The following is a 19,731-nucleotide window of genomic DNA, read 5'->3' as shown; positions in this document are numbered from 1 at the left end:
GCGCGAGGGGGGCTTGCCCCCCTCGCATGGGTCGCCCTGGCCTGCCGAAAGGCAGGCTGGGGGGAAATACCAACTCATTCCGCGGCCTCCAGGGTCAAATCGGCCATCGGCTGATATTGCTCGGCCCGCTCCGCCGCATGCTCGGCCCAGGGATCCTTACGATAAATGCTCTGGGACAACTCAAACGCCGCAATCAGGCGCGCCCGCTCGTCCGGGTCGGCAATCCGTTCTTGCACCCACTCCAATCCCACTTTCACAAGCCATTTGTAGGGTCGGTCCAGGTACTTGGCGTTTTCGCGGTAGAGCTGCACAAAGGCCACCGTCACATCGATCGCCTCCTGCTCGGTCGGCACATCGCACAGCCGCTCGGTTTCTTTCAGGTCCATGCCCGCTGCGCCGCCGACGCCGACCTGATAGCCGCTGTCGACACAGACGATGCCCACGTCCTTGCAGGTCGCCTCGGCGCAATTGCGCGGACAGCCCGAGACCGCCAGTTTCACCTTGTGCGGCGTCCAGGACCCCCACAACGCCTGCTCCAGCTTGATCCCCAGCCCTGTCGAATCCTGGGTCCCAAACCGGCAATGATCGGTCCCCACACAGGTCTTCACCGTGCGCAGCCCTTTGGAATAGGCGTGGCCCGAGACCATGCCCGCGCGGTTCAGGTCCGCCCAGATGGCGGGCAGATCCTCCCCCTTCACGCCGAGCAAATCGATCCGTTGCCCCCCCGTCACCTTCACCGTCGGCACCGCATATTTATCCGCGGCATCGGCAATCGCGCGCAGCTCATTGGCGGTGGTGATCCCGCCCCACATGCGCGGCACGACCGAGAACGTGCCGTCTTTCTGGATGTTTGCGTGCTTGCGTTCGTTGATGAACCGGCTTTGCGGGTCGTCCTGATATTCCAGCGGCCAATCGGCCAGCAGGTAGAAATTGATCGCCGGGCGGCAGACATGGCAGCCGTTGCGCGACGTCCACCCCAATTCCTGCCACACCGCCTCCTGGCTCTTGAGCGGCATGGATTTGATCAGCCGCCGCACGTCCTCATGGGTGTGCTCGGTACAGCCGCATACCGGCTGTGCCGTGGGCATCTTGAATTCATCGCCCAGGGTGACCTGAAGAAGCTGTTCCACCAGCCCGGTGCAGGTCCCGCAGGACGCGCTGGCCTTGGTGGTGGCGCGCACCGCGCCCAGATCGCCCGCGCCGCCCTCGATCGCTTCTACAATCGTGCCTTTGCAAACGCCGTTACAGCCACAGATCTCCGCATCAAGCGGCAAGGCTGCAACGGCTGAGAGAGGGTCCGCGGTGTCCCCCCCTTGGAACGCAGGTCCGAAGATCAACGTCTCCCGCATCTCTTCGATGTCGGTGCCGTCCTTGATCAGCTGAAAGAACCAGTTGCTGTCGGCGGTGTCGCCGTACATCACCGCCCCGACAAGGGCCGTGCCCTCGATGACCAGGCGCTTGTAGACCCCGCGCGCGGGGTCGCGGAATACAATGTCCTCGCGTCCTTCGCCGTCGGCGAAATCGCCGGCGCTGAACAAATCACAGCCCGTGACCTTCAATTTGGTCGACAGGGACTTTTGCACAAATGCAGCATCTTTCCCCAGCAGCGTGTCAGATAAAACACGGGCTTGGTCATAGAGAGGGGCGACAAGACCGAACACCGCTCCATTATGCTCCACACATTCGCCCACAGCGTAAATCGCCGCGTCCGAGGTGCAGAGTTGGTCGTCCACATGCACCCCGCGCCCGACGGCAAGGCCGGACGCCTTGGCCAGGGCGACATTGGGTCGGATGCCCACCGCCATGACCAGCAGATCACAGGGCAGCTCCGTCCCGTCGTCCAGAAGCAGCGCTTTGACCTGTCCGTCCTCTCCGAGGATCTCCTTGGAATTGGCCTGAAGGCAGATCGTGATCCCTTTCTCCTCCAGTGATTTGCGCAGCAAGTAGCCGGCGGCCTCATCCAACTGGCGTTCCATCAGATGGCCCATGATGTGCACGACGGTCACCTCGACACCCCGCGCCGCCATGCCCGCTGCCGCCTCAAGGCCCAACAGGCCGCCGCCGATCACGACACACTTCTGGCCGGGCTGAAGGCCCATCATCCGTTCGGTGTCCTCCAGATCGCGGTAGGCGATGACGCCGTCCAGATCGTGGCCGGGCAAGGGGATCATGAAGGGGTCCGACCCGGTGCCGAGGATCAGTTTGTCGTAGGGCACATGGCCGTTTTCGCCCAGGACGATCTTGGCCTCGCGGTCGATCTCCAGCACCCTTTCGCCAAAGCGGCAGGCCACGCCGCGCTCGGCGTACCAGGCATCGTCATGGGTGACGATGTCGGCATAGGTCTGATCGCCCGCCAGAACCGGCGACAGCATGATCCGGTTGTAGTTGCCGCGCGGCTCGGCGTTGAACAGGGTGATGTCAAAGGCGTCCGGCGCGGCATCGGTCAGATGCTCCAACACCCGGCCCGAGGCCATGCCCGCGCCGATCACGACGAGCTTTTGCTTGGTCATGTCACTCACTCCGCTGCGATGGCTGTTTTGGGGGATTTGGGCGCGGTCGGAGTGCCGCCCGTTGGGGGCGCCTTCGGCTTGGCCCCATGCTCGTATTCCTCCAGGAAATCGAGCACGTCCTGGCGGTAGCTGTAGTAATCCGGATGCTCCAGCAGCGCCTTGCGCGTGCGGGGACGCGGCAGGTTGACGTCGGTGATCTTGCCGATGGTCGCCTGTGGCCCGTTGGTCATCATGACGACCCGGTCGGCCAGCAGAATGGCCTCATCCACGTCATGTGTCACGCAGATCGCCGTCACCTTGGTGCGCGACCAGACCTCCATGAGGACTTCCTGCAGCTCCCAGCGAGTGAGGCTGTCAAGCATCCCGAACGGCTCATCGAGCAGCAGCAGCTTCGGCGACAGCGCAAACGCCCGCGCGATGCCCACGCGCTGTTTCATCCCGTTCGACAGATCGGCCGCAGTCTTGTCCATCGCGTCGGCAAGCCCGACCCGCTCCAGGTAATACTCCACCACATCCTGCCGCTCGGCCCGCGATGCATTGGGATAGACCTTGTCCACGCCAATCGCGCAATTCTCGCGCGCCGACAGCCAGGGGAACAGCGACGGCGATTGGAACACCACGGCCCGCTCCGGGTCCGCGCCTTCCACGGCGCGACCGTCCAGCTTAATGGCCCCTTTGGAGATCTCATTCAGCCCGGCCACCATCGTCAGCGCGGTCGACTTCCCGCACCCCGAATGCCCGATCAGCGAGATGAACTCGCCTTTCCGCAGCTTCAGATCGAAGTCTTCCACCACCGTCAGTGGCCCCTTGGGCGTCGGATAGACCTTATGCACCTTGGAAAACTCCAGGTACTTCTCCTCCAGCGCCGACTGCGCCGCATTGGCGACCGCCACGGGCACCCCGTGGATCGGCGTCACGTCCGGCAACTCGCGGCTGCCCTCCACCTTCGCCTCAATCCCCACGTCCATCAGATACTTCGTCACCTCGGCCCGCAGACGCTTGAACTCCGCGTCCGTGTTCATCGCAATGCGATCCCTTGGCCGCGCAATGCTGACCTCAAACGCCTCGGCCAAGGTCCCATCGGGGTTCAGCGGAATGATCCGATCCGCCAGCAAAATCGCCTCGTCCACGTCATTGGTGATCAGCACGCAGGTCTTCTTGTCGGCCTCCCAGATCCGCTCGATCTCTTCGGCCAGATTGCCCCGCGTCAGCGCGTCCAGCGCGCTCAGCGGCTCATCCAGCAGCAACATCTCCGGGTCCATCGCCAGCGCCCGCGCCACGTTCACCCGCTGGCGCATCCCGCCCGACAGCTCCGCCGGGCGACGCCCGATGGCGGGCGTCAGCCCCACCATGTCGACGTATTTCGCCACCCGCTCGGACCGCTCCGCCTTGGACAGGCCCCCGAACATCGTGTCCACGGCCAACCCCACGTTGCCCGCCACCGTCAGCCAGGGCATCAGCGAGTAATTCTGGAAGATCACGCCGCGCTCGGGCCCCGGCTCCGTCACCGGCGTGCCCTTGAAAAACACCTCCCCCTTTGTGGGCATCTCAAGGCCCGCCATCAGGTTGATCAGCGTCGTCTTTCCAGTCCCAGAAAAGCCCAGCAAAACAACAAACTCGCCCTCCTGGATCTCCAGATTAATGTCCTTCAAAACCGGCGTCTCGCCATAGCTTTGGGACACATTCTTCAGTTCAAGAAATGCCATGGTGCCCTCAGCGGTTGTTGGTGAACGTGAACAGCGACTGGATCGTGAACATCAGCCGGTCCAGCAGGAAGCCGATGATGCCAATGGTCAGCACCGCGACCATGATCTTGGCGAGGCTTTGCGAGGATCCGTTCTGGAATTCGTCCCAGACGAATTTGCCAAGTCCGGGGTTCTGCGCCAGCATCTCAGCCGCAATCAGCACCATCCAGCCCACACCCAGCGACAGACGCAATCCGGTGAAAATCAGCGGCAGCGCGCTTGGCAGAACCAGCTTCTGGATCTTCGTCCAGGTGCCCATCTTCAACACCTTCGACACGTTCACCAGGTCCTTGTCGATGCTCGCCACCCCCAGCGCCGTGTTGATCAACGTCGGCCAAAGGGAGCACAGGGTGACCGTGATGGCCGAGACCATGAAGGACTTCTCAAACAAGCCGTCGTCGGCGGCCAGGGCCGAGACGACGATGGAGACAATCGGCAACCACGCCAGCGGGCTGACCGGCTTGAAGATCTGAATAATCGGGTTCAGCGCCGCGTTTGCTGTCACTGAAAGGCCTGCCGCGATGCCCAGGGGAATGGCGATGACGCTGGCGATCAGGAAGCCGAAGAACACTGTCGTGATTGAGGTCCAGATCTGTTGGTAGTACGTGGGCGCGCCGGTGAAGTCGCGGATCGGGCGCGGCTCTTCGCCCGCAGCGATGCGGTCGGCGTTGCGTGTCTCCTGCCGCTCGTAGAAGTCGGCGGCGCGCTGGCGCGTGCGCTCGGCATCTTCGTTGAGGTTGATCACCTGCTCCCACACCTGCGCGGGGCCGGGGATCGCCCCGAGGGACGTCTGGACGGTCGGCGCCAGCGTCGCCCATAGCGTCAGGAAGCCCACGATTGCCAGAAGCGGCACGCCCAGAAGCCGCCAGATCTCGCCGCCCTGGGCGCGCGGGTTGTCGCCCGCCGCGATGCGCAGCATCGGTGTGATCCAGGCCAGGCCCAGCACCCGCAGCCAGCCATCGGCCTTGTTGATGCGCGTGAAAGCACGCTCGCGGCGGGCCTCCCGCTCTGCGTCGAAGTTGGGGTCTACGGTGGTCATGTCTCGGGTCCTTTAGCTGCACTGCGGCAGGGCAGAGAGTCGGTTCGCGCGGCAATGTCGGTGTACGGGCTGTGTACAGGGTGTGTACGGCCTGTGACGTCCCGAAATCGGCGCACAATAATGAGGCATCTGCTGCGGGCGCGCCTTCGCACCCGCAGCATTCTTGGAGCTCAGCCGCCCGTGACGGCGCCGTCGACGACCACTTCGTCACCCGAAAGGCCAATCTCCAGCGCGTCGATATAGGCGTTGGGGAAACGGCCATCATAGTCGACGCCCCCCATCATCTCGGTCTCGACCGGGCGGAAGCCATCGGTGTCCCAGGGGAAGTCTTCCTCCAGCGCGATGCCGTCCTCAACCAGGCTGCGCGCGGCCTCCAGGTAGATGTCAGGGCGGTAAACCTGGGCTGCGACCTCGTGGTACCACTCATCGGGCATCTGCTCGGGGATCTGGCCCCAGCGGCGCATCTGCGTCAGGTACCAGACCGCGTCCGAGTAGTAGGGATAGGTCGCGTAGTAACGGAAGAAGACGTTGAAATCGGGGATGTCGCGGACGTCGCCGGGCTCGAACTCGAACGTGCCGGTCATCGATGCGGCGATCACCTCTTCGTCCGCGCCCACGTATTCCGGGTATGACAGGATCGACACGGCCTCTTCGCGGTTGGCGTTGTCATTCTCGTCCAGCCACATGCCCGCGCGGATCAGGGCGCGCACGATGGCTTGTGTCGTGTTGGGGTTGGCTTCCGCGAATTCTTCGGTGATGCCGAAGACCTTTTCGGGGTTGTTGGGCCACAGCTGATAGTCGGTGATGACCGGCACGCCGATCCCGCGCTGGACCGCCTGTTGGTTCCACGGCTCGCCCACGGCATAGCCGAAAATGGTCCCGGCTTCGAGCGTCGCAGGCATCTGCGGCGGCGGCGTCACCGACAGGAAAACGTCCGCGTCAATCGTGCCGGTGATGTCCTCGGGGCTATAAAAACCTGGGTTCAAGCCGCCTGCGGCGAGCCAGAAGCGGATCTCATAGTTGTGGGTGGAGACCGGGAAAACCATGCCCATGTCAAACCGCGTGCCTTCCTCGCGGTACTGCTCCACCACCGGCGCAAGGGCGCTGGCGCTGATCGGGTGAACCGGGCGGCCATCGTCCATCGAGGGGATATGCGGGCGCATCAGCTCCCACACCTCGTTCGAGACGGTGATGCCGTTGCCGTTAAGGTCCATGGAGAAGGGCGTGATGATATTGGCCTGGGTGCCGTAGCCGATGGTGGCGGCAATCGGCTGGCCCGCCAGCATATGCGCGCCGTCGAGCGTGCCGTCGATGACCCCGTCCAGCAGCACGCGCCAGTTGGCCTGGGCCTCCAGCGTGACGAAGAGGCCCTCGTCCTCGAAATAGCCAAGCTCGTACGCGATGGCGAGCGGGGCCATGTCGGTGAGTTTGATGAAGCCGAAGGTCAGCTCGTCAATCTCAAGGTCCTGGGCGGCGAGCGGGCCGGCAAGGGCGGTGGTGGTAATGAGGGCTGTGAGAATCCGTTTCATATGGATCGTCTCCTGGCTGGTGCGTGTGGCGTCTGCGCGCCGTGTGCAAATGACAAAAAGCCGCCGAAAGCATCGCGGGAGGGGCGACACATTCGAGCGGCTTTGCTCAGCAATCCCGTGCTTTGGGAAATTCGGGCCGAAGACGCCATTGCCTTCGTGCCCCATATGGGAAGCACCGGGGGGCGAGTCGTTCAAGCCAAAAGCGGATCGAGAGGGGTGGAATTGCTGCGCTGCCGCATCGGCCCGGCGCTGGTGCCCAAAAAATGGGCGCGGTCACGCAGAAGGATCAAAAATGCGCCCATCAAAGAACACATCCCGCTCCAATATCATCCGCCCCCGCGTCGACGCCACAGCCGTGGGGTGGATGAGGGAGCCTTCGAGTTTTTCGGACGCGCCGGGCATATCTGCGCCGGTGCCTTCAAGGGCGGCGCGGTAGAGGTCACTTCGGAACACGCCCGCCGCCCGCCGTGTTGCCTCGCTTGGGTCCATGCCGGTGCGCACTGCAAGTTGGTGGGCGATCCACTTGCCCTGACTGCGCCATGGGAAACTGGCCGCGCCGCGGTGGAACTCAAGAAATCCCGGCACATCGCGCATCTCGCCGCCGGGCGAAATTGCCAGCTTCCCCGTCAGGGCCCGGTCCACGACTTCGGAGGGGACGTCCAACCAGTGGGGTCGCGACAAGAGCTCTGCCGCTGCCGTCCGCCGCGCGGGGTCGGCCAGCCATCGGCCGGCACGCCACACGCTGCGCATCACCCGGCTGAGCAAATGCGGCTCTGTCTCGGCCCACTCCGCGCGGGTCGCGAGCACCTTTTCGGGCGCGAAGCTCCAGATCGCGCGCCCGGGCAGTAACAGCGCGCCCACCCCGTCTTCGACGCAGACCGACCCCCAGGGCTCGCCGACGCAGAAGGCGTCGATTTCACCCGAGGCCAGGGCCTGCGCCATCATCGGCGGCGGGACGGTACGGATTTCCATGGGGACCGCAGACAAAGGCGTCGCCGCGCGCCAGATATGGACCAGCTCCACATGCATGGAGAAGGGGAAGGGGACCCCGATTGTCAGGCCTTCGGGCGCTGCCTTGGCCAGGGCAGCCCCGGCGGCGGCGGCATCATCAAAGCCAAACGGGTGCCCGAGGGCTCGCAGCTTGGCTTCCAGCGTGCGACTGACGCCGATGGCGTTGCCGTTGATCGATAGGACGGACACCGCCGACATCGCGTTTGCGATGCCCCCGAGCCCCAAGGCCATGGCGACGGGCACGACCGACAACAGATGCGCGACATCTACGCGCCCGAACGCGAGCATATCGCGCGCCGACGACCACGACGGGGCGGCGATCAGGTCCAGGGCGATCCCCTCGGCTTCCGCAAATCCCATTTCCTGCGCCACGATAAGCGGCGCCGCGTCGACCAGGGGCACATAGGCCGCAGAAACCGTCACCGTCTTCATCGCAGCAGATCCGCTGCCGTGACGAGAGACTGGGCAACCTCTGCCACCCGAAGGCCCTGATCCATGGCGGCCTTTCGCAGGATGGCATAGGCCTTTTCCTCGTCGATCTGTTTGGCCTTCATCAAAAGGCCCTTGGCACGATCGATCACCTTACGCTCTTCCAGGGCACGGCGGGTCTCATCAAGTTCTGTGCGCATCTGGCGCATGATCTGGAACCGGGCAATTGCCGCGTCGATGACGGGTTTGAGCCGGTCGGGATGCAGACCATCCACGACATAGGCCGACACGCCCGCCTCGACCGCGGCCTTGGCCAACCCGCTTGCCGCGCCCGAGACGAACATCGCAATCGGGCGCTCTAGGGGGCCGGAGGCGAGGGTCAGTTCCTCCATCACGTCCCGGGTGGGGTGATCTATGTCGATCAGCACGATGTCGGGATGCAAGGCCGCGATCTTGCGCGACAGCCCCGACAGATCGCCGATCACATTGACCTCATGGGTGCCGGTCTCGCGCAGGGCGTCGACGATGGCGATGGCCCGATCCCGGTCTTCCTCCACCACGACGATTGAAAGTGCGCTGTTCATGGGGCGGAGTATTCAGGGCCGGGGGCAGCCAGCAACCGCTGCAAGATGGTTTTGCCTCGTCATTTCGCCAACCGCGTAATCCTTAGGCATTTTGCACCGATTTGGCCTCGGGAACGACCTTGCGGAAAACGAGCTGACCCTGCGCAGCGGGTGAATGTGGACTGCGCGACCTTGTCGAGACGCTCATCACGACCGTCTGACGCTCGGATTAGGGCCGCGACGCCACGGTACGGTCATAGCTGTCCAAAACGTCCAGAAGGGCTTTGCCTTCCGGGGCGGAATGGCGGTCGCAGAACTCCTGCCAGACGGCGCTGGCGGGCAGGTCTTTGACCTCTTCCGTGACCATCAGACGCCGGGTGTAATCCAAGTCGGCCTCCGCTGATTTCAGCATGTCCCGTGGCATCAACAGCGCGCGCAGCAGTGCCTTTTGCATGTTGCGTGTGCCGATGACCCAGGCGGCCGTTCGGCTGATCGTGGCATCAAAGAAATCGAGGCCGATGCGGGTGCGCTCCAACAGATCGGCAAAGACCAGTTCCTGCGCCATTGCCAGAATATCGTCGTTCAGCAAGATCACATGGTCGCTGTCCCACCGCATGGGCCGTGAGACGTGGAGCAGGATTTCATCGAGTGACAGGGCCACTGAACTCAGCTTGTCGGCCACGTTCTCGGTCGGGTGGAAGTGCCCCATGTCCAGGCACAGCAGCGTCTTGTTGCGGATGGCGTAGCCCATGTAGAACTCGTGGCTGCCGACGGTGCAGGCCTCGACCCCGATGCCGAAGAGCTTGCTTTCAACCGCGTCCAGCATCTGGGACGGGTCCTGGTCCGGGGCAAGCATCGCGTCCAGGGACGCCTCCAGCCGCGCCCGTGCCGACATGCGGTCCACGGGGATGTCCTTGTAGCCGTCCGGCACCCAGATGTTGTTGACGCAGGCACTTCCCAGCATTGCACCCATCTGCGCCGCGATATCGCGGGACCTGCGCCCATGTTCGATCCAGAACTCACGGATGCCTGCATCCGGGTGCGACAGGGTCAGATTGTCGTCGGCTTTGGCGTGGGCAAAGAACGTCGGGTTGAAGTCGAGGCCCAAGCCCTGATCTTGCGCCCAATCGACCCAAGGCGCGAAATGGGCGAATTCAATTTCGTCCCGGTCTGGTGTGGCGTCGGTGTCGAGGTACATCGCGTGCAGATTCAGCCGGTGCGAGCCAGGGATTTGCGCGTAGGAGAATTCAAGATCCGCGCGCAACTCATCAGGCGTGCTGGCGCGACCGGGGTGGTTGCCCGTCGCCTGAATGCCGCCACTGGACGCGCCCGTCTTGGCCTCGAACCCCACAACGTCGTCGCCCTGCCAGCAATGCATCGAAATCGGGATCTGCGCCAGGCGGGCCATCGCAGCTTCGGTATCCACGCCCCAATCGGCATAGATCTGGCGGGCGGTGTTATAAGCGCCGCTCATCGGGTGAACGCCTGCACGTTGCCAGCATCGACGTTGATGATGTTGCCGGTGGATTTGGCCGAGAGATCAGCGGCAAAGAAGTACGCCGCTTCTGCGATGTCCTCGGGCAGGACCGAGCGTTTCAACATGGAGCGGTCGCGGTACATCTGCTCCAGCCCCGCCTTGTCGGTGCCGTAGGTGGAGGCGCGTTGATCCAGCCATTCGCCCTGCCAGATCTTGGACCCTTGCAAGACGGCGTCGGGGTTGACGACGTTGACGCGGATGCCTGCCTCGGCCCCTTCCAGGGCAAGGCAGCGGGCCAGATGCAGCTCGCTGGCTTTGGCGGTGCAATAGGCCGAGGCGTTTGGGCTGGCCGCCAGGCCGTTCTTGGAGCCCACGAACACGATCGACCCGCCCATGTCCTGCACCCGCAGGACCTTGAACGCCTCGCGGCTGACGAGGAAGTAGCCCGTGCTCAGGATGTCCATGTTCTTTTGCCAGAGCGCCAGCGATGTCTCTTCCACCGGCGCGGAGGAGGCGATGCCTGCGTTGGACACGAGGATGTCGATCCCGCCGTATTCCACGGCGGCGGCGGCGAAGGCATCAGAGACTGCGGCCTCACTGGTGACGTTCATGGCAACCGCGCGGACGACATCGCCGGAGAAGCGGTCTGACAGCGCCGCGCGCGTCGCCTCCAGGGCGTCCTCATCGATATCCGCCAGGATAACGCAGGCGCCCTCCGACAGGTAGCGCGCCGCTGTTGCGGAGCCGATGCCGCCTGCGCCGCCGGTGACCATGGCGATGCGGCCTGCCAGCGTTTTGGGCGCGGGCATCCGTTGCAGCTTGGCTTCTTCCAGTAGCCAGTATTCGATGTCGAAGGCCTCCTGCTCGGGCAGGCCGCAATAGGTGCTGACGGCGCTGGCGCCGCGCATCACGTTGATTGCGTTGACGTAGAACTCGCCCGAGATGCGGGCCGTTGCCTTGTCCTTGGCGAAGGTGATCATGCCGACGCCGGGGATCAGATAGACGACCGCGTTGGGATCGCGCAGGGCGGGGCTGTTGTCGTGTTTGCAGCGATCGTAGTAGGCCGCATAGGCGTCGCGGTAAGCCGCGACCTGGGCGGGCAGGCCGTCCAGCACCGCATCCACATCCGGGGCCGCCGGGTTGAAGCCCACGACAAGGGGGCGGATCTTCGTCCGCAAGAAATGGTCGGGGCACGACGTGCCCAAGGCGGCCAAGGCTTCCATATCGCGCGCGTTCACGAACTCCAGAACCGTATCACTGTCCTCAAAATGGCCGACCATATGCTGCTGGCCCGAGACCATGCCCCGGATCGCAGGCATCAACCGTGCGGCCACAGCGCGGCGATCTGCGGCGGGCAGGCTTTCATGCACCGCGCCGCCAAAGGCGGGCAGGCCGCGGGTCTTTTCGGCAAACCAATCCATTGCCTTCTGGATCACGTCGACGGTCAGCCTGTAGCACGCCTCTGCATCATCATCCCAGGTGAACAACCCGTGGCTTTCGAGCACGACCCCCTTCGCGTCGGGGTTCTTAAGGCAGAAGTCTTCCAGCCAAAGACCCAACTCATAGCCGGGCCGTTTCCACGGGAGCCAGCCGATGTCATCGCCAAAGATCTCTGCGGTCAGGGCCTTGGAATCGGCGGCAGCCGCAATCGCGATGATGGCATCGGGGTGCATGTGGTCGACGTGTTTGCGCGGCACATAGGCGTGCAGGGGCGTATCGATCGAAGCCGCGCGCGCGTTGAGGTTGAAGGTGCAATGGGGCAGGAGGCCCACCATCTCATCCTCGAACGCCACCCCACGGTACATGCCCTTCAGGGCGCGCAGCTTGTCCATGTAGAGCGTCGCGAAGCCGTCCATCTTGATCGAGCCGACATCACCGCCTGAGCCTTTGACCCAAAGCACCTCCACCAGCTCGCCGGACAAAGGGTCCGTCTCCATGACCTTGGCAGAGGTGTTTCCGCCCCCGTAGTTGGTGATCCGCTTGTCCGAGCCTAACAGGTTTGAGCGGTAGAGCAGCTTTTCCGACTCGGACATTGCGGCCGCTTTGGACGCGTCCCAAAGGTTGGATAAGCGCGCTTTTTCAGTGGTTTCCAGCATGAAGCCTCCCCTTCAGACACCCGCGTGCCCGGCATATGAACTGACCTAAAGCTGCGGCGAGCCTATCCATAAGTCAATCACAAATAATCATTTCCAATCATGCTGCGGTGCAGAATGATTGGAAATGACATTTAATGATTGACAGATGAGCGAACCACGGGCCACGGTTAGGCAGATTTGGGAGGATTCGATGCACGAGAAAGAACGCCACAACGTCATTCTGTCTGCCGTCCAGGACCGTCCTGTCGCGACCGTGGCGGAGTTCTGTGCGCTGACGGGGGCGTCCGAGGCGACGGTGCGGCGCGACATCAATACGCTGCACACCCAAAAGCGCCTGCGCCGGGTGCGGGGCGGGGCCGAAGCCCTGACGCCGCCGCAGTTCGTGGGGCTCGCAGGGCGCACCTTTGCGGTGAATGAGACAATGCGGGGGCCTGAGAAACAGGCTATCGCGCGCGCTGCGGTCGAGCTTTGCGATGACGGCGACGCCATCATCATCAACGGCGGCACCACGACGTTTCAGATGGTGCATCCGCTGGCGATGCGACGCCTGCAGATCTTCACCAACTCTTTCCCGATTGCAGAGCATCTTCTGAAGAATTCCAAGAACACCATCATGCTGTCGGGCGGCGTCATTTACCGCGAGCAGAACATCATCCTGTCGCCGTTCGACAATGACGTGACCCGCAATTTCGCCGCGACCCGTATGTTTATGGGCGCGCAAGGCCTTGGACCCTTGGGGCTGATGGAGGCGGACCCGCTGCTGATCCAGGCCGAGCAAAAGCTGATTGGTCAGGCGGACGAATTGGTCGTCCTGGTCGACTCGTCGAAGTTCGAGAACCGCTCCAGCCTCGTCCTGTGCCCGCTCAACCGGATCGACGTGGTGATCACGGACGACGGTATCTCTGATCGCGCGGCGGCGATGCTGGAGGCGGCGGAAATCAAACTGATCGTGGCGCAGGTAAGCGCCGCGGCGGAAACCGGGTCCAGCTGACGCTCGACCCCTACGGATCTAACTCAATGGGAGGAACCAACATGAGTATCACACGCAGAATCTTCGGCGGCACTGCATTGGCCGCGATGATGATGGCAGGCGGCGCGGCCTATGCCGACGGGCACGAGCCGGTCCGCATCGCCCTGGTCGTCAAGGCGCTTGGCATCGGTTTCTTTGAAGCCGCCAATGATGGCGCGATGGAAGCGGCGGAAGAGCTTGGGAATGTGGAAATCATCTACACGGGCCCCACGTCGACAACCGCCGAGGGGCAGATCGAGGTTATCAACGCGCTGATCGCCCAGGGCGTGGACGCGATCGCCGTTTCGGCCAACGACCCAGATGCGCTTGTGCCCGTTCTCCAGCGCGCCATGCAGCGTGGCATCGCCGTGATTTCGTTTGACTCCGGTGTCGCGGAGGAGGGCCGGATGCTCCACCTCGCGCCGTCCTCTGACGCTTTGATCGGGCGGACGATCATTCAGCTTGCCGCAGATCACCTACCCGACGGCGGCCAAGTGGCGCTTCTGTCGGCCACGGCCACGTCGACCAACCAGAACACCTGGATCGCCGAGATGAATGCCGTGATGGGCGATTATCCCGGGATCGAGGTCGTGGCCACGGTCTATGGCGATGACCTCGCCGACCGGTCCTATCGCGAGGCCATTGGCCTGATGCAGACCTACCCGGATCTGGACGCGATCATCGCGCCGACCTCCGTGGGCATTGTGGCCGCAGCCCAAGCCGTGGTGGACCAGGATATGGTCGGCCAGGTGAACGTCACGGGCCTTGGCCTGCCGTCCGAGATGGCCGGCGCCATCGAGTCCGGCGCGTCGCAAAGCTTCGCGATCTGGAACCCGATTGACCTGGGCTATGCCGCCACGATGCTGGCTTACGAGTTGTCGGCCAATGAGGTCGAGGCCGCCCCCGGCGCCGTCATCCCGATGGGCCGCATGGGTGAGTTGGAGCTGGATGACACCACCACCGGCGCCATGGCCCTGCCGTTCACCTACGACGCCTCCAACATCGAGCAGTTCCGCGAGATCTTCTGATCGTCGCCCGCTCCTTAACCCGGCGCGCCTTTGGTGCGCCGGGCACCTCAGAATACACGGAACAATTGAATGCTTCAGCCAGCCCTCGAGACAGAAGGGGCGCAGGACATGCCCGTCCTTCGTCTTGCCGGGATCACCAAGACTTTCCCCGGCGTGAAGGCGCTCAACGAGGTTTCGTTGGAGCTGTACCCGGGCCAAGTCACTGCCCTGATTGGCGAGAATGGCGCGGGCAAGTCGACTATTGTGAAGGTGCTGACGGGCATCTACCGCGCTGATGGCGGCACGATTTCCGTCGATGACGCGCCGGTGAATTTCACTTCCGCCGAGGATGCGACCGCGGCGGGCATCACCGCGATCCATCAGGAAACGGTCCTGTTTGATGAGCTATCGGTGGCCGAAAACATCTTTATCGGCCACGCCCCGCGCGGCCGCTTTGGGCTGATCGACACCGCCGCGATGAACGCGCGGGCGCAAGAGATCCTGGACCGCATCGATGCGCCTTTGGCCGCGACAACGCCGCTGAAAGACCTTGGGATTGCCAACAAACACCTGGTGGCCATTGCCCGCGCGCTGTCGGTAGACGCGCGCGTCGTCATCATGGACGAGCCGACGGCGGCGCTGTCGCAAAAGGAAATCGAGGAACTCTATGAATTGGTTGACCGCCTCAAGGCCGAGGGTCGGGCGATCCTGTTCATTTCTCACAAATTTGACGAGATTTTCCGCATCGCGGACCGTTATGCGGTGTTTCGCGATGGAGAGCACGTCGGCGCGGGCCTGATGGCGGATGTCGCCGAGGGTGATCTGGTTCAGTTGATGGTGGGCCGCGCGGTCGATCAGATCTTCCCGGAGCGCCAGACCGTAAAGGGCGATGAGGTTCTGCGCGTCAGTGGTTACGCGCATCCGACGGAGTTTGACGACATTTCCCTGACCCTGAACGCGGGAGAGATCCTGGGGTTTTACGGCCTCGTCGGCGCAGGCCGATCCGAGTTGATGCAGGCTATTTTCGGGATCACCAAACCGTCTGCCGGGACGATCCAGATCGCCGGGGAAGAGCGCGTGATCCGCTCACCCTCCCAGGCTATTGAGAATGGCATCGTCTATGTCCCCGAGGATCGCGGCAAGCAGGGTGCGGTTCTGGGCCTGCCGATCTTTCAGAACGTGACCTTGCCGTCGCTGGCCCAAACCTCACGCAGCGGTTTCCTGAAACTCGCCAATGAATTTGCGCTGGCCCGTGAATACACCGAGCGGCTGGAGCTGCGCGCCGCAGCATTGGACCAGGACGTCGGCAACCTCTCGGGCGGCAACCAACAGAAGGTCGTGATTGCCAAGTGGCTGGCGACCAAGCCCCGCGTGATCATCCTGGATGAGCCTACCAAGGGCATCGACATCGGCTCCAAAGCCGCCGTCCATGCCTTCATGGCGGAACTGGCGGCGGAGGGGCTTGCGGTGATCATGGTCAGCTCAGAGATCCCGGAAATCCTTGGCATGTCAGACCGGGTGATCGTGATGCGCGAAGGTTTGATTGCCGCCGAGTTGGAGCGCCGAGAGCTGAGCCCCGAAGTGCTCGTCCGCCACGCCGCCGGAATTGGAGAGGTCCCATGACGCGTTTGCTGAAATCGCGCGAGGCGCTTCTGGTCGGCGTCATCATCGCGCTCGTGGCCCTGATCGCGAGCCGTTTTCCAGCGTTCATCGACCCGGCAAACTTGGTGAATGTGTTCACCGACACGTCTCCGTTGATCATCCTGGCCATCGGGCAGGCCATCGTGATCCTGACGCGCTGCATTGATCTTTCCGTCGCCTCGAACTTGGCACTCACCGGCATGGTCTGCGCGATGATCAACGTGGCCTATCCCAATCTGCCGATCCCGGTGATCATCGCCGTGGCGCTGATGCTGGGTGCACTGCTAGGAGCCTTCAACGGCATCCTCGTCTGGAAGCTTTCCATTCCGCCCATCGTCGTGACCCTCGGGACGTTAACCATCTACCGAGGCATCATCTTCGTCATCTCCGACGGGGCCTGGGTGAACGCGCACGAGATGTCGCCCGCCTTCACCGGCTTTCCCCGCGCTGAAATTCTCGGGCTGCCGGTTCTGGCCTGGCTTGCGATCCTGACCGCTGCCGTCTTCTTCGTGGTCATCGCCCGAACGCCGCTTGGCCGGGCGTTCTATGCGGTCGGTGGCAATCCCCACGCCGCCGTTTACGCGGGCATCAACGGTGGCAAGACGCAGTTCTGGGCCTTCGTTCTTTCGGGCATGTTGGCGGGGCTGACCGGCTATCTTTGGGTCGCCCGCTACTCTGTCGCCTATGTCGACATCGCCAAAGGGTTCGAGCTGGAGGTCGTGGCCGCCTGCGTCATCGGTGGCATCGCGATTGCAGGCGGGGCAGGGACGATCCTGGGGGCGATCCTGGGCGCGATCTTCCTGGGCATCATCAAGAACGCGCTGCCGGTCGTGGGGATCTCTCCGTTCTGGCAACTCGCCATTTCTGGCGCCGCCATCGTGATCGCCGTGGCCTTCAACGCCCGCGCGGGCCGCGCGAAGGGGCGGATCATCCTCAAACGGGCCGAAGCGGGAGCGCAGGCATGACTGACACGTCCTCCAAGGCCCTAGGCCGCCACATCCCCGACCGCCTGCAAAGCCCGGCGCTGAAAGCCTTCAAATCGTGGGAGACGCTGCTTCTGGCCGTGGCCATCGCGATCTTCATCACCAACTCTTTCCTTTCGCCCTATTTCCTGAACGCTTGGAACCTCAGCGACGCGACCTTCAACTTCACCGAGAAGGCGATGATCGCCTTCGCCATGGCACTTCTGATCGTCGCCGGAGAGATCGACCTTTCGGTCGCCTCGATCATCGCACTGGCCTCCACCGCCATGGGGTACGCGCTACAATTTGACGTGGGCGTCGTTCCCCTGGTGCTGATTGGGCTGACCACGGGCGTGCTTTGCGGCGCGTTCAACGGCTTCCTTGTCACGGGCCTCGGCTTGCCGTCCATCGTGGTCACCATCGGCACGATGAGCCTGTTTCGCGGGATTTCCTACATCATCCTCGGCGATCAGGGCTTTCGCGGCTACCCGTCCGAGTTCAGCTACTTCGGCCAGGGCTATGTCTGGTGGGTGATCTCGTTTGAGTTCGTGCTCTTCGCCGTCCTTGCGCTGCTTTACTACGTGCTGCTGCACCGCACCAACTTTGGCCGCAGCGTCTATGCCATCGGCAACAACCCCACCGGCGCGCTCTTTAGTGGCATTCGCGTGGCGCGGGTGAAGTTCATCCTGTTCCTGCTGACGGGCTTGATGGCGGGGGTCGCGGCGATCTGCCTGACCGCGCGCCTCGGGTCCACCCGGCCCACCATCGCGCTGGGGTGGGAGTTGGAGATCGTGACCATGGTCGTCCTGGGCGGCGTCAACATCCTGGGTGGATCGGGCAGCATCCCCGGCGTTGTCATCGCGGCCTTCGTCATGGGCCTCGTGACCTTCGGGCTTGGCCTATTGAACGTGCCGGGTATCGTCATGTCGATCTTCATCGGCTGCCTTCTGATCGGCGTCATCGCCCTGCCGCGCCTTTACGCCATGTGGAAAAACTGATGGAGAAATACGCCTTCAAGATGCGGCTCAACCCCGGCTGCCTGGATGAATACCGCAAGCGCCATGATGAGATCTGGCCAGAGCTGGTGGCCCTGCTGCGTGATGCGGGTGTGTCAGACTATTCGATCCATCTGGATCCAGAGACCGACATTCTGTTTGGCGTGCTGTGGCGCACAGCCGACAACCGCATGGCGGCGCTGCCCGATCATCCGCTGATGCAAAAGTGGTGGGCCCATATGGCGGACATCATGGAAACGCACCCCAGCAACGAGCCGGTGGCCACGCCCTTGACGCCCGTGTTCCACATGCGATGACCCATATCGCCGTCATCGATATCGGCAAGACCAATGCCAAACTGGCGCTCGTGGACCGCGCGACATTGGCCGAGGTGGCCGTGGTCACCCGCCCCAACATCGTGCGGCCCGGCCCGCCCTGGCCGCATTTTGACCTGGAGGGGCATTGGCAGTTCCTCCTCGACAGTCTGCGGGATTTCCACGCCAGCCACGGCATCGACGCGATCTCGATCACCGCCCATGGGGCGTCGTGTGCCTTGCTGGACGCGGACGGCGGCTTGGCGGCGCCGATGCTCGATTACGAGCATCCCGGCCCGGACGATAGGGCCGGGGCCTATGATCGGATCCGCCCGCCCTTCGCCGACACGGGCTCTGCCCGTCTTGCCGGAGGGTTGAACGTGGGCGCACAGCTTCATTGGATGTTCGCGCAGGATCCCGGCCTGCGCGCGCGCACGGCGCAAATCGTGACCTACCCGCAATACTGGGCGTGTCGCCTGACGGGCGTGGCCGCGACGGAGCGGACGTCGCTGGGGTGCCACACCGATCTTTGGATGCCTGAGCAAAACGGCTTCTCCACCTTGGTGGAGGCTTTGGGCATCGCCGAGAAGATTGCGCCAGTGCGCATGGCCTCTGACGTGTTGGGCCCGGTCACACCCTCGGTCGCCGAGCACACTGGCCTGCCCGCCGACACGCCGGTGACCTGCGGTATCCACGATTCAAACGCGTCGCTGTTGCCGCATCTGATGACCCGCGAACCGCCGTTCTCGGTCGTGTCGACCGGCACCTGGGTCATCGCCATGACGATGGGCGGGCAGGGGCCGGACCTTGACCCGGAACGCGACACACTGGTCAATGTGAACGCGTTCGGCGACCCGACCCCGTCGGCACGTTTCATGGGCGGGCGCGAGTTTGAAACCATCATCGACGGCGCGTTCACGCCCCCGTCGGATGCTGACGTGGCGGTGGTGTTGGACCAAGCCCTCATGCTTCTACCCGCAGTCGCCCCGACGACCGGGCCCTTCAAAGGTCGCAGGCCGCAATGGCTCCCGTCCAAGCCGCCGCGCGGGTCGGGGCAGCGTAGTCTGGCCACGGCCTATTACCTCGCGCTTGTCACGGCAGAGTGTCTGAGGCTGACCGGTCATCGCGGCAATATCGTGGTGGAAGGCCCCTTCGCAACCAATCCCGACTACCTCGACATGCTTTCCGTCACGACGGAGTGCCGGGTGTTGGCGACCGCGAACGCCACAGGAACCAGCCAAGGCGCCGCGCGGCTTGTTACAGGCACAGCAGCCGTTGCGCCAACCTACACAATGCGCCAGCCCGGCGAGCGGGATCCATTGCTTCGTCGATATGCCGAGGGTTGGACGCGCGAGGTTGCGCGTAACCCAATCGCGTAGGTGATCAGGCTGGCGCGATCCCACC

General features: G+C 63.5%; 15 protein-coding genes. 7 read left to right on the top strand and 8 right to left on the bottom strand.

Features of this window, described 5'->3' with window-relative positions:
* Positions 1-74 precede the first annotated feature (74 nt).
* The 8 genes from nirB to AC6I9R_RS16850 all read right to left on the bottom strand — a co-directional run bounded on the left by nirB (position 75) and on the right by AC6I9R_RS16850 (position 12,399).
* A complete protein-coding gene (nirB, locus tag AC6I9R_RS16885) occupies positions 75-2,510 on the bottom strand; it encodes a nitrite reductase large subunit NirB (RefSeq protein WP_461427311.1) in 2,436 nt (811 codons plus the stop codon).
* 5 nt (positions 2,511-2,515) lie between these two features.
* Positions 2,516-4,216 (bottom strand): ABC transporter ATP-binding protein, encoded by a 1,701-nt coding sequence (locus tag AC6I9R_RS16880; RefSeq protein WP_461427312.1) that lies wholly within the window; start codon positions 4,214-4,216, stop codon positions 2,516-2,518.
* 7 nt (positions 4,217-4,223) lie between these two features.
* Positions 4,224-5,294: an ABC transporter permease gene (locus AC6I9R_RS16875; protein ID WP_461427313.1), complete on the bottom strand. Its 1,071-nt coding sequence runs from the start codon at positions 5,292-5,294 to the stop codon at positions 4,224-4,226.
* 170 nt (positions 5,295-5,464) lie between these two features.
* Positions 5,465-6,823 (bottom strand): CmpA/NrtA family ABC transporter substrate-binding protein, encoded by a 1,359-nt coding sequence (locus tag AC6I9R_RS16870; protein WP_461427314.1) that lies wholly within the window; start codon positions 6,821-6,823, stop codon positions 5,465-5,467.
* Between the two features lie 273 nt (positions 6,824-7,096).
* Positions 7,097-8,266 carry an ABC transporter substrate-binding protein gene (locus AC6I9R_RS16865; RefSeq protein WP_461427315.1) on the bottom strand — a complete coding sequence of 390 codons (1,170 nt, stop codon included), beginning with the start codon at positions 8,264-8,266 and terminating at the stop codon, positions 7,097-7,099.
* Entirely contained in the window at positions 8,263-8,847 is a 585-nt protein-coding gene (locus AC6I9R_RS16860) for an ANTAR domain-containing response regulator (RefSeq protein ID WP_461427316.1), read from the bottom strand. Before AC6I9R_RS16860 ends, AC6I9R_RS16865 begins: the two co-directional genes overlap by 4 nt.
* Before the next feature lie 208 nt (positions 8,848-9,055).
* The gene (locus AC6I9R_RS16855; protein WP_461427317.1) at positions 9,056-10,300 is read right to left on the bottom strand and encodes an L-rhamnose isomerase; all 1,245 of its coding nucleotides are present in this window, start codon (positions 10,298-10,300) and stop codon (positions 9,056-9,058) included.
* On the bottom strand, positions 10,297-12,399 hold the full coding sequence (locus tag AC6I9R_RS16850) for a bifunctional rhamnulose-1-phosphate aldolase/short-chain dehydrogenase (protein ID WP_461427318.1): 2,103 nt from the start codon (positions 12,397-12,399) through the stop codon (positions 10,297-10,299). The genes AC6I9R_RS16855 and AC6I9R_RS16850 overlap by 4 nt, the downstream gene beginning before the upstream one ends.
* A 190-nt stretch (positions 12,400-12,589) precedes the next feature.
* On the opposite strand from AC6I9R_RS16850, the gene AC6I9R_RS16845 reads away from it, so the two are divergent.
* The 7 genes from AC6I9R_RS16845 to AC6I9R_RS16815 all read left to right on the top strand — a co-directional run bounded on the left by AC6I9R_RS16845 (position 12,590) and on the right by AC6I9R_RS16815 (position 19,706).
* Positions 12,590-13,390, top strand: coding sequence for a DeoR/GlpR family DNA-binding transcription regulator (locus tag AC6I9R_RS16845; protein ID WP_461427319.1), 801 nt, complete (start codon positions 12,590-12,592; stop codon positions 13,388-13,390).
* A gap of 41 nt (positions 13,391-13,431) precedes the next feature.
* Complete coding sequence (rhaS, locus tag AC6I9R_RS16840) at positions 13,432-14,436, top strand: rhamnose ABC transporter substrate-binding protein (RefSeq protein WP_461427320.1); 1,005 nt, start codon at positions 13,432-13,434, stop codon at positions 14,434-14,436.
* 108 nt (positions 14,437-14,544) lie between these two features.
* Positions 14,545-16,038, top strand: coding sequence for a sugar ABC transporter ATP-binding protein (locus AC6I9R_RS16835; protein WP_461427321.1), 1,494 nt, complete (start codon positions 14,545-14,547; stop codon positions 16,036-16,038).
* Positions 16,035-17,021 carry an ABC transporter permease gene (locus AC6I9R_RS16830; RefSeq protein ID WP_461427322.1) on the top strand — a complete coding sequence of 329 codons (987 nt, stop codon included), beginning with the start codon at positions 16,035-16,037 and terminating at the stop codon, positions 17,019-17,021. The genes AC6I9R_RS16835 and AC6I9R_RS16830 overlap by 4 nt, the downstream gene beginning before the upstream one ends.
* Positions 17,018-18,016 carry an ABC transporter permease gene (locus AC6I9R_RS16825; RefSeq protein ID WP_461427323.1) on the top strand — a complete coding sequence of 333 codons (999 nt, stop codon included), beginning with the start codon at positions 17,018-17,020 and terminating at the stop codon, positions 18,014-18,016. The genes AC6I9R_RS16830 and AC6I9R_RS16825 overlap by 4 nt, the downstream gene beginning before the upstream one ends.
* Entirely contained in the window at positions 18,016-18,330 is a 315-nt protein-coding gene (gene rhaM, locus AC6I9R_RS16820; RefSeq protein ID WP_461427324.1) for an L-rhamnose mutarotase, read from the top strand. The genes AC6I9R_RS16825 and rhaM overlap by 1 nt, the downstream gene beginning before the upstream one ends.
* Positions 18,327-19,706, top strand: coding sequence for an FGGY-family carbohydrate kinase (locus AC6I9R_RS16815; protein WP_461427325.1), 1,380 nt, complete (start codon positions 18,327-18,329; stop codon positions 19,704-19,706). Before rhaM ends, AC6I9R_RS16815 begins: the two co-directional genes overlap by 4 nt.
* Positions 19,707-19,731 lie beyond the last annotated feature (25 nt).

This window comes from Gymnodinialimonas sp. (assembly GCF_059726805.1).
The sequence above is the reverse complement of the archived record's forward strand: the minus strand, read 5'-3'. Positions and strand labels throughout refer to the sequence as shown.